Here is a 14,884-nt window from a genome sequence, read left to right as displayed (position 1 = left end):
CCTCCGGGCAGCGACGACGGCGGTCCGCTTCGCCGCAGCCGACGGCACGGCGCCTGGGAGCACCCCCTGGTATTCGCAGCCTCGCCGGTCAGATGTTCGCGCTCCAGGTGCTGATCGTGGTGCTGCTCGTCGTGGCCGCGGTGACCACGCTGGTCCTCAAGGCGCACAACGACCGGCTGCAGGCCGCCCGGGCGCGCTCGCTGGCCGCCGCCGAGGCGTTCGCCCACGCCCCCGGGCTGCCGGCCGCACTCCACGCCCCCGACCCGACCACCGCGCTCCAGCCCCTGACCGAGGACGCCCGCAAGACCGGCGGGCTCGACTTCATCACCGTGATGAACACGGACGGCATCCGCTACACCAGCCCTCGTCCCGAGTGGATCGGGCAGAAGTTCATCGGCACCATCGCACCGGCGCTCGGCGGCCACACCACCATCGAGACCGTCAACGGCCCTGTCACCGGCGAGGTACAGGCCGTCGTCCCGGTGACGGACGGCGGCAGCGTGGTGGGCCTGGTCGCGGCAGGGGTCCAGGCCAGCAAGGTCAGCAGCGCGATCAACCGGCAACTGCCGGTGATCCTCGGCGCCGGGGCCGCCGCGCTGGTGCTGGCGATGGCCGGCACGGCGCTGGTGAGCCGGCGGCTGCTGCGCCAGACCCGCGGTCTGGGCCCGGCCGAGCTGGCCCGGATGTACGAGCACCACGACGCGGTCCTGCACGCGGTGCGCGAGGGCGTGGTCATCGTCGACGCCGACGACCGGATCCGGCTCGCCAACGACGAGGCGCGCCGGCTGCTCGACCTGCCCCCGACGGTGGAGGGCAGGTCGGTCGCCGACCTCGGCCTCGACCCCCGCATCGCCGCGCTCCTGGTCTCCCACCGGCCCGCCACCGACGAGGTGATCCCGGTCGGCGAGCGGCTGCTGGCGGTGAACAACCGGCCCACCAGCGACGGCACGGGCGCCACCGGCAGCGTGGCCACCCTGCGCGACTCCACCGAGCTGCCCGCGCTCGCCGGCCAGGCCGAGGCGGCCCAGGGCCGGCTGCGCCTGCTCTACCGGGCGAGCGTGGCCATCGGCACCACCCTCGACGTCACACGCACCGCCGAGGAGCTCACCGAGCTGGCCGCCGGCCGGTTCGCCGACTACGTCACCGTGGACCTCGCCGAACCCGTCCTGCGCGGCGACGAGCCGCAGCCCGGGGGATACACCGAAGCACCGGAGCTGTGCCGGGTCGCGTACAGCGGCCCCTACCCCAACCCCCTCTACCAGGTCGGCGAGGTGCACCGGTACCTGCCGGCCACCCCGATGGCACAGGGCTTCGTGCACGGCAGGCCCGTCCTCGTCCCCGACCTGTCCGCCGCCACCGAGTGGCGCGCGGGCGACCCCGACCGGGTGCGGGCCGCCCTGGAGCACGGCCTCCAGTCACTGATCACCGTGCCGCTCCAGGCCCGCGGCGTCCTGCTGGGCGTGGTCAACTTCTGGCGGCTGCACAGCAGCGAGCCGCTCCGGGAGGAGGACCTGACCCCGGCCGAGGAGCTGGCGGCGCGGGCGGCCGTCTGCATCGACAACGCCCGCCGCTTCACCCGCGAACACGCCGTGGCCGTCGCGCTGCAGCGCAGCCTGCTCCCCCGCGACCTGCCCGAACAGAACGCCCTCGACGTCGCCCACCGCTACCTGCCCGCCCAGACCGGTGTGGGCGGCGACTGGTTCGACGTCATCCCGCTCTCCGGTGCCCGGGTCGCGCTCGTGGTCGGCGACGTGGTCGGGCACGGCCTGCACGCCGCCGCCACCATGGGCCGGCTGCGCACCGCGGTGCTGAACTTCGCCACTCTCGACCTGCCGCCGGACGAGGTCCTGTGGCACCTGGACGAGCTGGTCACCCGTATCGACCGTCGGCCGGAGGCGGCCGAGGCCGAACCGACCGTCGCCGGCGCCACCTGCCTCTATGCCGTCTACGACCCGACCACCGGCACCTGCACGATCGCCCGGGCCGGACACCCGCTGCCCGCGGTGGTCCAACCCGACGGCACCGTGACCTTCCCCGAGCTGCCCGCGGGCCCGCCGCTCGGCGTGGGCGGCCTGCCCTTCGAGGCGGCCGAACTCCACCTGCCCGAGGGCAGCTGCCTGGTGCTCTACACCGACGGCCTGATCGAGGACCGCGAACGCGACACGGCCACCGGGCTGAGCCTGCTCGCCACCGCGCTGGCGGGCCCGTCCCGCACTCCCGAGCAGATCTGCGGGGCCGTCCTGGAGGCGCTGCTGCCCGCCCACCAGCGCGACGACATCGCCCTGCTCGTCGCCCGCACCCATCTCATGGCAGCCGACCGGATCGCTGCCTGGGAGGTCCCCGCCGACCCCTCGGCCGTCGCGCGGGTGCGCGCCGAGGCCAGCGAACAGCTCACCCGCTGGGGCCTTGAGGAGCAGGTCTTCACCACCGAGCTGGTACTCAGCGAACTGGTCACCAACGCGATCCGCTACGGCACCGGCGACCCCGTCCAGGTCCGCCTGCTGTACGACCGCTCGCTGATCTGCGAGGTCTCCGACGGCAGCAGCACCTCACCGCACCTGCGCTACGCCGCCGACGAGGACGAGGGCGGCCGCGGCCTGTTCCTCATCGCCCAGCTCACCGAAGGCTGGGGCACCCGCTACCACGCCCGCGGCAAGACCATCTGGTGCGAGCAGTCCATCAGCTGAACGACACAGGCTTCGCAGGCACTGCGACGGCCCACGCGTGTACCCGACACCACCCTGCACCTTTCGTTGCACAGAGCGGTCCACCAAAGCGCTCCCTTCTTCAACCATGTGCCATGTTCACGTCCGTACAGTCACCTGAAATCCGTCCGCCCGCCTTCTCCACTCCCCCGCGGACGATGTCAGGCAAGGAACCTCACTCATGGCGTCAACCACTCTTGAAACCGGCACGCAACCCGGTCAGGGCAGAACCTTCTTCGGTCATCCCCGCGGGCTGGCAACCCTGTTCATGACCGAGATGTGGGAGCGCTTCAGCTTCTACGGCATGCGCGCCGTGCTCGTGCTCTACCTGGTCGCCGAGACGGCCGACGGCGGCCTCGGCTACCCGCTCGCCGCCGGCGCCGCGATCTACAGCGTCTACAACGCCACGGTGTACCTGCTCACCCTCCCCGGCGGGTGGGTCGCCGACCGCTTCTGGGGCCCCCGGAAGACGGTCGCCATCGGCGGCGGCGTCATCATGACCGGCCACTTCCTGCTGGCAGTGCCGGGCAAGGCGTCGTTCTTCGGGGGCCTGGCCCTGATCGCCGTCGGGTCCGGCCTGCTGAAGGCCAACATCTCCACGATGGTCGGCCACCTCTACAACGGCCCGAACGACCCCCGCCGCGACGGCGGCTTCACCGTCTTCTACATGGGCATCAACCTCGGCGCCCTGCTCGGTCCGCTGGCGATCGGCACGCTCGCCCAGAGCGTCAACTGGCACCTGGGCTTCGCACTCGCGGGCCTCGGCATGGCCCTCGGCCTGGGCCAGTTCCTGCTGGGCAGCCGCCACTTGAGCGACCACAGTGCCGTGGTCAACCATCCGGTCACCCCCGCCGAACGGTCCGCGATCATCCGCAAGGTCGGCACCTGGCTGGCGCTGGCCGCGCTCTTCTACAGCGCCGTGCTCCTGAGCGGCCACTTCAGCATCGACTGGGTGCTGTGGCCGCTCACCATCGCGGGTATCGCCATCCCCGTCCTCGTCTTCACCCGCATCACCCGCGACCGGGACCTGGACGCCGCCGAACGGTCGAAGGTCCGCGGCTACATCTGGTTCTTCGTGATCGCCGCCGCGTTCTGGATGATCTACGACCAGGCCGGCTCCACGCTGAACATCTTCGCCGCGAAGCACACCGACACGTCCGTCCTCGGCTGGCACTTCCCCTCCAGCTGGTTCCAGTCGATCAACGCGATCTACGTCATGGCCCTGGCACCGGTCTTCGCCTGGCTCTGGGTGTGGCTCGCCAAGCGCGCCAAGAACCCGACCACCACCATGAAGTTCGCCTTCGCCCTGCTGGTGATCGGCGCCTCCTTCCTGGTCATGATGCTGGCCATGGCCGCCGCCCTGACCGGCGGCGGCGCCGGCACCAAGGTCACGCCGCTCTGGCTGGCCGTGGTCTACCTGATCCAGACCGTCGGTGAGCTGACGCTCTCCCCCGTGGGCCTGTCCGTCACCACCAAGCTGGCGCCCACCAAGTACGCCAGCCAGATGATGGGCGTCTGGTTCCTCGCCGTCACCTCCGGCAACTGCGTGGCCGCCGTCCTGCAGCTGCTGCTCGGCGAAGCCACCGGCAGCACCTGGTACTTCGCCTCCCAGGGCCTGCTCGCGATCGTGCTGGGAGCCGTCCTCGTGGCCTGCCGGAAGAAGGTCGTCCGGCTGATGGGCGACGTCCACTGACGGGTGATCCCGCCCTGTCACGGCGCGTTCCCGGGCTGCCTCAGGTCCCGTGACAGCTGTTCTCTCCCACCCCGTCGGCCCGCTTCTCCCGCCGGAAGTCCGTCTCCGGTCGGCTCCACGCGTGGGCGTTCGGCACGCCTACCTGAAACACCGTGAGGAAAAACCCCGTGCTCAAGGAACCCCAGCTGTTCGACCCTCTCGTGCGCGACCTGGAGGGGAACGCGCACATCGTCTTCCCGCCCGGCCATCCCGGGCACGCGGATGCCGCCTACCAGGCGCACCGCGACATGGTGGTCGCCGCCGCGCTCAGCCACGTGCCCGGCACTCCGCCGCCGGACATCGTGTACACCGCCCAGGACCACGCCTGCTGGCAGCACATCAGCCAGGCCCTCCTCCCCCTGCAGCGACAGCACGCCGCCCGCGAGGCACGGCAGGCGCTGGAGGACCTGGCGCTGCCCACCGACCACGCACCGCAGCTCGCTGACGTGTCATGGCGCCTGGCGAAGCTCACCGGCTTCACCTTCGCACCGGCGGCGGGCATCGTGCCGCTGGCCGAGTTCTACGGGTCCCTCGCCGACGACACCTTCCACTCGACGCAGTTCATACGCCACCACTCCCGCCCGCTGTTCTCTCCGGAACCGGACATGGTGCACGAGGTGCTCGGCCACGGGGCCACCCTGGCGAGCCCCAGGTTCGCGGCCCTGTACCGGCAGGTCGGTGCGGCGGCACGGCGGGCCGAGACCCGTGAATCCCTCAAGGCCGTCTCCAGGGTCTTCTGGTTCACCCTGGAGTACGGACTGCTGGAGGAAGCCGGCGAGCTCATGGTTTACGGAGCAAGCCTGTTGTCGGCCTACGGCGAGCTGAGCGGATTCCGCGACATGGAGATCCGTCCCCTGGACGTACAGCAGATGGTGACCCAGCCGTACGACGTGACCTCCTACCAGCCGGTCCTCTTCGCCGCCCGGACCCTGGACGAGCTGGAGGACTTCCTGGGCGCCTTCTGCTCCGGCGTCGATGGCGACACCGGCAGCCGATTGGGCGTGACCGCCGACCAGAAGTGGTGATGACGGGCCGTCACGGGGCCTTCGCCCCAGCCGCCAAGGCCCCACTGACGCCGGTCGCCGGCCGAACCGGCGAGCACGTTCCACAACCCCCCTTCGGAAAGCGAACTCTCATGACCTCCCCCACCCTCGTCGACGAAGTCGGCGCCACCCAGGAGTGGGCTTTCGGTTCCTATCCCTATGGACTGGAGTCGTTGGTGCTGCCGGAGCCCGGTGCCATGATCCGGGACCGCAGTCGGCACGCCCCGACGTACCGCACCGGACTCTGGCAGGAGCTGGCGCTCCTCGATCCGCTCCCGCAACCGACGACGGCCGAAGAGCTCTACTGGTTCCGCTGGATCACCGGCCACCAAGCGGTCTTCGCCCTGTGGCAGTTGATCGACGACGAACTCGACCTCGTCCTCGACAACGGCTCGCCGAGCGCCGCGACGCGGGCGGCGCGGATGATGGACGCGTACTCCGTCCTCCTCGTCTACACCGGCTCGTCCAGCCGCGAACTCTACGAACAGCTCATCCGCCCGGCCATGATGCTGCAGCACCGCTCGTTCAGCGGACGTTGGGCTCGCGACTACGCCACCATCCCGCCCCGTCTGCGGACGCTGCGCGCGCGCTACCGGAAGCAGCCCGACGCACCCACGGCCATCGTGGAACTGAATCGGGCAGGCAGGCTCAACCACCAGGTCCACATGGCCATCGCCGCCAAGCTGGTCCCGAACGGCGACTCGCTGCTCCGCTCCGGCGACGGACTGGCCGCGCTCGGGTCACCGACCGAGGAGGCCGCGCGGCTCTACGACGCGTTCTTCGTGACCCAGCGGGCGGAGCGGACCCTTCCGGAGGTGGTCGACCAACTGCTGCACAGGCTTCGGGTCATCCTCCTCGACCTGCACAGCAACGGCCTGTACCCCCCGCGGTCCTCCGGTCCGGCCGAGAGCCCCACCGACCTGGGCAGCGCCGACCTGGGCAGCACCGAACTCGCCTGCTTCACGGACCGCGCGGTGCCCTTGCTGATCGACGCCTGCACCACCGCAGAATCGCTCGGCCAGTGCTGAACCACGCGACGGAACCCCCGGTGCGAAGCAGGTCGTCCGGGCGGCAGAGAGGAGTACCGGAGATGACAGTGCTGACCTTCCGAACCGCCCAGGAGTCGGACGTTCCGGCGCTGGTGGCACTGGTCGAGTCCGCCTACCGCGGCGAGTCGAGCCGCGCCGGCTGGACCACCGAGGCCGACCTGCTGGACGGCAGGCGGACCGATGCCGAGGGCGTCGCCGAGGTGATCAGGCAGGACGCCTCCGTGCTGCTGATCGCGGAACAGAGGGGCGGTCTCGTCGCCTGCTGCCAACTGGAACGACGCGGCGACGCCGCGTACTTCGGGATGTTCTCCGTCCGACCGGACCTCCAGGCCGCCGGCCTCGGCCGTACGGTCCTCGCCCGGGCCGAGCGGTTCGCCCGCGAGGAGTGGGGCGCGGCCCGGATGGAGATGACCGTGATCGAGCAGCGTGCCGACCTGATCGCCTGGTACGAACGGCGCGGCTTCACCCGAACCGGCGAGTACTCCCCCTTCCCCTACGGCGACGAGCGGTTCGGCGTTCCGCTCCACCCGAACCTGCGGTTCGAGCACCTGACGAAGCGCCTCTGACGCCGAAGCCGCCCCGTCCGTGCGCCTGGGAACGCGCGCGGACGGGGCGGCTTCGCTGTCAGCCCTGACTCGGAGCAACCAGAGAGGCACATTGAGTGGCGGCGCCGTGGAAGCGCGTTGTGGAAGCATGACGCGGGTGCTGAACATACAGATCAACGACCGGCCCGCGGACGTCGCAGACGTGCACCGGGTGGCGACGTGGAACTACGGGCACTTCACCTCGATGCAGGTGCGCGAGAGGGCGGTTCGCGGTCTGGACCTGCACCTGAAGAGACTGGAGGCAGCAACACATGCGATCTTCGGCGAAGAGGTCGAGAGTGACGGCGACAGGATCCGGGGACTGATCAGCTGACCGAGGTGCTGAATACCGCCTGGGCTGGAATCACTTGGGATGCGGTCTGACCACGGCGTCCAGCCGGCCCTGCGGGACGCCGTGGTGTCATTCGAGCGTGGGTGACCGGACGGCCGGAGAGTGAGCAAGGGCAGCCGGAGCGGCGCCCCGGATCGCCCACGGGCGGCCTACCGGATCCGGAAGAGGCCACGCCCCGGAGGACGGGGAAGGCCAACAGGTCTCCAGCCTCTGTCAGTTGACATCAACTCAGGTCGGCCCGGTCCGCTTCGGCCCGGACAACGAACCGTCAGGCCCGGTGATCGATACGTCAGACCTGCCGGTCGAGCGCCTGGTCGATCCGGGCTGCCAGTCGCAAGTCCAGGTCGGTCACGCCGTCCGCACTGTGGGTGGTGAGCGCGAAGGTCAGGCGGCGCCAACGGATGTCGATGTCGGGATGGTGATCCATCCCCTCGGCAACCTCAGCGACCTCCGCCACCACCCTTATCGCAGTGGGGAAGTCGGCAGCCTCGGCCGTCCGGGTGATCATCTCCCCCTGCCGGCGCCAGCCGGTCAGCCGGGCCAGGCCAGTGGTGATCTCGTCCTCGGTCAGGAGGGGGCTACTGTTCATCGTGTCGCTCCAGTTCAGGTAGACCCCCCGGAGCAACCGATTCTACCAACTGACCGGCCTGTCACCTAAGTCCACTGGTTCTCCGACCTGCTGAGATCCCTCGCCCCGCAGGCGTGATCGATCAGAACGTGGAAGCCGGGCTCGGACTGCACGAATCGCCTCTGGCATGACTCACCGTCAACAAGCCCTCGTCACACCAGGGCGATGCTGAGCTGGCAGGCGCGGCAGCTCACCCGGGAGAGCCGGCGCCGCTACCCGTAGACCCCCGAGCCCGGTCCGGCGCCTTTCGCAGGGGTGCGGATCACTTGCCCGAGGCCTTACCGATGGCTCAACGTTGCCTTGCGTCGCTTCGAGTTGCCGATATCGGGAGTCCATCCGAGGCTGTGAGCGGTGGTACGCCGAGAGGCGGCCACCACCACGGGGCCTGTCGAGCAGTCGATGGCCCTTGCCGCGAAAGGAAGTCCCGGCATGAACAGCATCCGCACCACCGCACTGGTCGCAACGTCCGCCCTCGTACTGTCCGGCATGCTCGCCCTTGCGCCGTCGGCCAACGCCGACGTGGGTGTCATCACGGTCGCTCAGAAGAACGCCTCCGGTCAGACCCTCTGCCGCCAGATCTACGACGTCGGCAACCTCACCCAGCCGCTGATGATCAATGACCCTGTCTGCTCAGGCGTGACAAGCGCGTCGATCTTCAACGGCACCTTGGAGCCGATCACGGCCTCGGCAGGCGGCCCTCCCGAAGTGATCCGGGGCCTCACCGGTGGTCTCGTCTCGGTGACAACCTCCATACTCGCCATCGTGACTCACTCCGTCGAGTGACGCCCCAAACCCGCCCCGTCCGCACGCATTCCCAGGCGTACGGACGGGGCTCTGTCCTGCTGGGGCGAGGGCCACGGGCGCCAGCTCTCCGCAGGGGCCTCAGCAGCTGCCGAGGCCCTCGTTCGGCGTAACGAGCGAACGACACAGACCCGGGCCCGGACCACCCCGCAACTCCTACTGAATCTCCCGCAGTACGGAGACAACCGCCCTCTCGTCAGCCGCCTCCGCGAGCCGTTCCCGGAACTCCGGATCCATCAACTTCCGTGACAGCAACGCCAGAATCCGCAGATGCCCTTGCCCGGCCGCAGCCTCCGGCACGGAGATCATGAAGATGAGCTTGGCCTTGGTCGCGTCCAGTGAGCCCCATTCGATCCCCTCGGCCGACCGGGCGAACCCGACGGTCGGCGCGGAGACCGCATCCGTCTTGGCGTGGGGAATGGCGATCCCCTCCCCGAGCCCAGTGGTTCCCTGCTCCTCCCTCGCGAGCGCGACCCGTACGAGCTCGTCGGCATCCCGTACGTTCCCAGTCGTTGCCAGCATCGCGGCCAGCTCCCGGATGGCGGCTTCCTTCTCGCGCGAGGCAAGCTCCAACTTGACGGTCTCCGTGGTGAGATACCCGGACAGCATCTCGTGGTCGCCGTACCCACGAGCGGGGCTCGGCACGGAAACCGGTGCCTGAACGGACACGGCGACACCGGCCTCCCGCCGGCCCTCCCGCCTCTTGACGTCGATCAGCGCATTGGTGGTCAGCGCGGTGACAGCGGTACCGGCGGCGATGGCCACGAAGAACATCACCGCTCCACCGATCGCACCGAACAGCGAGACGATCGGTCCACCGTGCGGAACCGAGTCCTCCACGCCTGCCATGCCGGCCACGGCGCCGGCCACCGCGCCACCCAGCATGTTCGCGGGGATGACCTGCGCGGGTCGAGCCGCGGCGAAGGGGATGGCGCCTTCAGAGATTCCGAAGAGACCCATGAGCAGCGCCGCGATACCGGTCTCCCGCTCCTGCTCGCTGTAGAGCTTGCGGCGCAGCAGCGTGGCCAGGCCCTGGCCGAGGGGCATGACCGGGATGGCCGCTGCGGCCATGCCCATGACCGTGTTGTTGGTGCCGATGAGGCCGACGGCGACGAGGAACGCCGTCTTGTTGAACGGACCGCCCATGTCGAACGCGATCATCAGACCGATCAGCGCGCCCAGCAGGATCGCGCTCGACCCCGTCATGCCGTTGAGCCAGCTGGTCAGGTAGGTGAAGGCCCAGGAGATGGGCTTGCCGAGCACGTAGATGTAGAGCATCCCGAGCGCCAGGGTCGACACGATCGGGATGACGATGATCGGCATGATCGGCTGAACGGACTTCGGGACCTTCACCTTCCGGATCAGCAGCGCCATGTATCCGGCCAGGAAACCGGTGGCGATCGCGCCGAGGAATCCGGCGTTCGCCTCCGCCCCGTAGATGTGCACGGCGTCGGCGGCCAGGAAGCCGCCGATCATTCCGGGCACCAGGGCGGGGCGGTCGCCCAGGGCAAAGGCGATGTAGCCGGAGAAGATCGGCAGCATCAGCTTGAAGCCGATTCCCCCGAGAGCGTTGACGTAGAACCAGAACGAGCCCTCGTCGAACTCGATGCCGTTCGAGGTGCTGTGGCCGCCCAACGCGATCGAGACGGCGATCAGCAGCCCGCCGACCACCACGAACGGAATCATGTGCGAGACGCCGTTCATCAGCGCCTTGTACGCGGCACCGCGCCCCTTGCCGCCTTCGCCGCCGGTTCCGTCGCCCTTCGGGCCCGGAGCGCCGCCCTCGTGCACGGGCGCGTTCTGCACCTGCTCAATGAGCTGCTCGGGGCGGTGAATTCCGTCGGCGACCGGCACGCTGAGGAGCTTCTTGCCCACGAACCGGTCGAGCGCGACATCCTTGTCGGCGGCGATGATGACCCCATCCGCTTCCGCGATGTCATCGTCGGTCAGCAGGTTCTCGGTTCCGATGGAGCCCTGCGTCTCCACCTTCATCTCTGTATCGAGCGTCGCCGCGGCCCGGGTCAACTTCTCGGCGGCCATATAGGTGTGGGCGATGCCAGCCGGGCAGGCAGTCACCGCGAGTATCCTCGGTTTCCGATGCCTGTCGCTGAACGGACTGGCCATGTGGGGTCTCCTAACGCTTCACGCCCAAGTGTGCGGATCATCCGCACGGTCCGCTTCGTTCACCGGATCGAAGCGGACCGAGCTCGGGACTTCCTCGAAGTGTGAACGCCGTTCGTCGAGTTGTGCGGACGGCTGATGCGCGTCCGATCAGAGATCGACGGCCAGGCATTCAGGCTGGGCCACGTCGACCCGGTGCCTCCGGATGCGGTCGGCCCAACGGCGTCCTGAATCATCGCGCACGGGGACTCCACCAAAGTGGATTTCTTCGCAGCCGAAAGGTGCGACTTCAGGGAGAACCGTGCCGACCGGCTGATCCACCACGGCGACCACGACTGAGGGTGATCCGGGGACCGTCCGGCGGGTCGCGGGCCTGTCGCCTGCCCGGCCTTCTACTGTCCGAGTATCGAGTTCACCCACCCTGTGGAGTTCGCCGTGTCGGTCCTTTCTGCCCTGTTCGACTTCATGCTCGACCGTCCACTGGTGGAGCGGCTGCGCTTGGAGATCGAGCAACTCCTCGGCCTTTACATGTGATCGTGAAGGACGCCGAACGGCATGCTGCTGCCACCCTCACAGCCCGAGAACCGTAGGGCGCGCTACCGCGCCGCCGTGCTCGGGTGCTCTGCCGGTCGTCCTGGTGGAGCAGGCGGCACACCGCGACGGCCGCGATTCGGGGACCGGCCGTCAGGCACGCGGGCACCAGCTCAGACCTCGACCGGCCGCCGCGGTTGCCGGGCCGGATCCTGCGGGCGGCGGGTGTGCCCCTTGGGGCTCTTCCAGTAGGGCGGCGCCAACCCGAGCCCGTCCCGGTCGCTCTCGTCCTCACCGCCCCAGACGCCGAACTCGCGCCCCTCGCGCCCGGCTTGTCGGCACGGCTCGATCAACGGGCAGGTCGCGCACAGGCCGCGGGCCACCTGCCGGTCGTCAACAGCGTGCGAGTACCACAGCTCGGGTTCGGCCACGCAGGGCAGGCGGTGCGAGTTGCCCACCGGCAGCAGCGCCGCACTGGTGGGCCAGGGCAGGGCCGCGGGCCGACGAGCGGTGTTGGGCGGGCGTCGACGAGCAGTCACAAGAATCGGTTCCTCGGATACGGGCGGCGGCACCGACATGTGTCGCAGGGAAGGAGCGGCTACGCATGGCGAATTCGCCAGCCATGCATCACCCCTACCCGCCTGCCCGAAAAAGCAGCGCCTGAGGGTCCGAACGTACCAACGGCACCGAGGGCGTTTGTTGATTCCGGCGCACCTTGAGGCTTGCACGAAAGGTGCAAGGCGATGCCGCGAGGTTACGGCTGCGGTGGTGCTGTCACACAGTTCGTTCGGGCGGGGCCGACGGCCGCTCGGGCCCGGAAGGCCACGTGGTCGACGCAGGCCCCGACCTCCCGGGCCGGGGCCTGCGTCGACCAGGCATGCACGGTCGGCCCGGTGGGCCGACCGGTCAGCGACTACTTCGCGGCCTCCATGGCCTCGATCAGGCTCTTGGGCCGCATGTCGGTCCAGTTCTTCTCGACGTAGTCCAGGCACTCCTGGCGCTTGGCCGCCCCGAAGGCCTGGTTCCAGCCCTCGGGCACCTCGGCGAAGGCCGGCCACAGCGAGTGCTGTCCCTCGCCGTTGACGAGCACCAGGTAGTCGGCATCGGGATCTTCAAACGGATTCGTCACCACGTCGCCCTTCTCGAAAGCTAACTCCGCCGTGCCGGCGCGGCTCCACTATGGCCCAGGGGTCAGGGCCGATCAAGTCTTGTTGATCACTGGCCGGCCGGCGTGCTCGCCGCCGCCGCAGGCCCGGCGCGCCCGGCGCCCGCTCACCGGACCATCGCCCGGCGCCGCCCGGGCCGGCACGGGATGTTCACCGATGCCCACGGTTCCGGCGCGAATGCCCGGCCCGACCGGACACCGACAAGGCAACCGAATGCCTGACGTGTTCGTGCCACATCCACTTCCGGGACCCTTGTGCCGCCCGCCCCTACTGCCCCATCGGGAAGCCCGGTCGGGCACCGGCACCCCAGCCCATCGCGCCATCCTGGCGGCGTAAGGACGGTCACAAAGGACCCGTCAAGACCGCAGACCTTCCTGTCACGGAGCATTTTCGGCGAAAGATCTCCCGCACTCCGGCAGTGGATCCGCTCATTAAAAGGAAGTTCTCACTTTGGTAAAAGATGCAACTTTCGACACATCATGTCCAGAAACCGTCACCTCACCAACTCCGAACGGCCTCACTCGCCAAGTCCCGTCCACGCCCTGATAGGAATGAGCCGGACGGGCCGACCGGGACCCATGCGTCAGGGCGAGGCACCACAACGGTGGTGCTGACGCCGCCATATGACGGCTCGTCATCAAATCGGGGGGCCGATTCACGCAACCCAGTCACGCACACTCCGCAATGGGGGGACACAGCCATGTCCGACAGGACGAGTACGACCGAACTGACCCGCCGCCGGATGCTCCAGGGCGCCGCCGTCGCCCTGACCGCCACCGCCGGCACGGCCCTGCTGGGCCTGTCCAAGCCCGCCTCGAAGGCCGCGGCCGCCGACGGCGGCTCCGCCACCTTCGACGAGGTCTTCCAGGGCCGCCACATCCAGGGCATGCCGATGAGCGGTGGCATGGGCGGCATGGGCGGCATGCACCACGCCGGCTCCGGCTACATGGTGCTGATCGACGGTCAGGAACTGCACGTGATGCGCAACGCCGACGGCACCTGGATCAGCGTCATCAACCACTACCAGACCTTCAGCACCCCGCGCGCCCTCGCCCGCGCCGCCGTGAACGAGCTGCAGGGCGCCACCCTCGCCCCGATCAACGTCTGAGTCCGGCCTGCCATTTCACCGCCCCACTCCGCACCCGAACACGTCACGAGGAGGACTCATGGCAGTCCGCAAGAACCAGGCGACCCTGACGGCCCAGGAGAAGCGCGACTTCGTCAACGCCGTTCTGACGCTCAAGAAGCAGGGCGGCTACGACGCCTTCGTCACCACGCACAACCAGTTCATCATGAGCGACAACGACGACACCGAGCGCACCGGCCACCGCTCGCCGTCCTTCCTGCCCTGGCACCGCAAGTTCCTGCTGGAGTTCGAGAAGGCCCTGCAGGCCGTCAACCCGGCCGTTTCGCTCCCCTACTGGGACTGGACGGCCGACCGCACCCCGAACGCCTCGCTCTGGGGCGCGGACCTGCTGGGCGGCAACGGCACCGGCACCGGGAACCGGGTGACCACCGGCCCCTTCGCCTACAGCACCGGCAACTGGCCGCTGACCGTGCGGCCGGACAGCCGCCCCTACCTGGTCCGCAGGCTCGGCGCCGACACCCCGAACCTGCCCACACGGGCAGACGTGGACAGCGTGCTGGCCATCACCCCGTACGACGCCGCACCGTGGAACAGCGACTCCGCCGGTTTCCGCAACAACCTGGAGGGCTGGACGGGCGTCAACCTGCACAACCGGGTGCACGTCTGGGTGGGCGGCGCCATGGGGACCGGCATGTCGCCCAACGACCCGGTCTTCTGGCTCCACCACTGCATGATCGACCGGCTCTGGGCCGCCTGGCAGAGCCGCCACCCCGACCAGGGCTACCTGCCCACCACCCCGACCCAGGACGTGGTCTCGCTCAACGACACCATGAAGCCCTGGAACGACACCGCCCCGGCGGCCCTGCTCGACCACACCGCCTTCTACACCTATGACAGCGCGTTCTGATCCCCACTGACTCCCTTCCAGGACACCGTGGTTGATCCACGCGGTGGGGCCCGGGCCCCCCCGCCCCGGCGCCCCCCCCCCCCCCGGGGGCGGGTTGGGTTGTAACCCCCGCTCCGCACCGGCCCCGCCCCCCGCCGGCAGGAAGGTGTTGGGGAGGAAAAAAAGAAAGGTGGTCGGC

The 14,884-nt window shown here is 69.3% G+C and carries 13 protein-coding genes; 9 read left to right on the top strand and 4 right to left on the bottom strand.

Annotated features, from left to right (window positions below; all coding sequences use genetic code 11):
• Nucleotides 1-92: 92 nt before the first annotated feature.
• From ACFZB9_RS19270 to ACFZB9_RS19245, 6 genes are all read left to right on the top strand, one after another.
• Nucleotides 93-2,687 (top strand): SpoIIE family protein phosphatase, encoded by a 2,595-nt coding sequence (locus ACFZB9_RS19270; protein ID WP_391448619.1) that lies wholly within the window; start codon nucleotides 93-95, stop codon nucleotides 2,685-2,687.
• 199 nt (nucleotides 2,688-2,886) lie between these two features.
• Nucleotides 2,887-4,398 carry a peptide MFS transporter gene (locus ACFZB9_RS19265; RefSeq protein WP_391448617.1) on the top strand — a complete coding sequence of 504 codons (1,512 nt, stop codon included), beginning with the start codon at nucleotides 2,887-2,889 and terminating at the stop codon, nucleotides 4,396-4,398.
• A 167-nt stretch (nucleotides 4,399-4,565) separates the two neighbouring features.
• The gene (locus ACFZB9_RS19260; protein WP_391448615.1) at nucleotides 4,566-5,462 is read left to right on the top strand and encodes a phenylalanine 4-monooxygenase; all 897 of its coding nucleotides are present in this window, start codon (nucleotides 4,566-4,568) and stop codon (nucleotides 5,460-5,462) included.
• Nucleotides 5,463-5,572: 110 nt separating this feature from the next.
• Nucleotides 5,573-6,508: a hypothetical protein gene (locus ACFZB9_RS19255; RefSeq protein ID WP_391448613.1), complete on the top strand. Its 936-nt coding sequence runs from the start codon at nucleotides 5,573-5,575 to the stop codon at nucleotides 6,506-6,508.
• Nucleotides 6,509-6,570: 62 nt separating this feature from the next.
• A complete protein-coding gene (locus ACFZB9_RS19250; RefSeq protein WP_391448611.1) occupies nucleotides 6,571-7,095 on the top strand; it encodes a GNAT family N-acetyltransferase in 525 nt (174 codons plus the stop codon).
• 127 nt (nucleotides 7,096-7,222) lie between these two features.
• A complete protein-coding gene (locus ACFZB9_RS19245; protein WP_391448609.1) occupies nucleotides 7,223-7,447 on the top strand; it encodes a hypothetical protein in 225 nt (74 codons plus the stop codon).
• 307 nt (nucleotides 7,448-7,754) lie between these two features.
• On the opposite strand, the gene ACFZB9_RS19240 is transcribed toward ACFZB9_RS19245, so the two are convergent.
• Entirely contained in the window at nucleotides 7,755-8,054 is a 300-nt protein-coding gene (locus ACFZB9_RS19240) for a 4a-hydroxytetrahydrobiopterin dehydratase (protein ID WP_391448607.1), read from the bottom strand.
• A 468-nt stretch (nucleotides 8,055-8,522) separates the two neighbouring features.
• On the opposite strand from ACFZB9_RS19240, the gene ACFZB9_RS19235 reads away from it, so the two are divergent.
• Nucleotides 8,523-8,876 (top strand): hypothetical protein, encoded by a 354-nt coding sequence (locus ACFZB9_RS19235; protein WP_391448605.1) that lies wholly within the window; start codon nucleotides 8,523-8,525, stop codon nucleotides 8,874-8,876.
• Between the two features lie 174 nt (nucleotides 8,877-9,050).
• Here the strand turns inward: ACFZB9_RS19235 and ACFZB9_RS19230 are convergent, their stop codons facing one another.
• The 3 genes from ACFZB9_RS19230 to ACFZB9_RS19220 form a co-directional block, all read right to left on the bottom strand.
• Nucleotides 9,051-11,018: a fructose-specific PTS transporter subunit EIIC gene (locus ACFZB9_RS19230; RefSeq protein WP_391448603.1), complete on the bottom strand. Its 1,968-nt coding sequence runs from the start codon at nucleotides 11,016-11,018 to the stop codon at nucleotides 9,051-9,053.
• Nucleotides 11,019-11,719: 701 nt separating this feature from the next.
• Nucleotides 11,720-12,085 carry a WhiB family transcriptional regulator gene (locus ACFZB9_RS19225; protein ID WP_391448601.1) on the bottom strand — a complete coding sequence of 122 codons (366 nt, stop codon included), beginning with the start codon at nucleotides 12,083-12,085 and terminating at the stop codon, nucleotides 11,720-11,722.
• A 374-nt stretch (nucleotides 12,086-12,459) separates the two neighbouring features.
• Nucleotides 12,460-12,675 carry an MbtH family protein gene (locus ACFZB9_RS19220; RefSeq protein ID WP_391448599.1) on the bottom strand — a complete coding sequence of 72 codons (216 nt, stop codon included), beginning with the start codon at nucleotides 12,673-12,675 and terminating at the stop codon, nucleotides 12,460-12,462.
• A 737-nt stretch (nucleotides 12,676-13,412) separates the two neighbouring features.
• Between ACFZB9_RS19220 and ACFZB9_RS19215 the strand changes: the two genes are divergently transcribed.
• Complete coding sequence (locus ACFZB9_RS19215; protein WP_391448597.1) at nucleotides 13,413-13,820, top strand: tyrosinase cofactor; 408 nt, start codon at nucleotides 13,413-13,415, stop codon at nucleotides 13,818-13,820.
• A 58-nt stretch (nucleotides 13,821-13,878) separates the two neighbouring features.
• A complete protein-coding gene (locus ACFZB9_RS19210; protein WP_391448595.1) occupies nucleotides 13,879-14,706 on the top strand; it encodes a tyrosinase family protein in 828 nt (275 codons plus the stop codon).
• Nucleotides 14,707-14,884 lie beyond the last annotated feature (178 nt).

Source organism: Kitasatospora sp. NPDC008050 (genome assembly GCF_042957465.1).
In the GTDB taxonomy this organism is placed as follows: domain Bacteria; phylum Actinomycetota; class Actinomycetes; order Streptomycetales; family Streptomycetaceae; genus Kitasatospora.
This window is presented reverse-complemented; position numbering and strand designations above follow the sequence as displayed.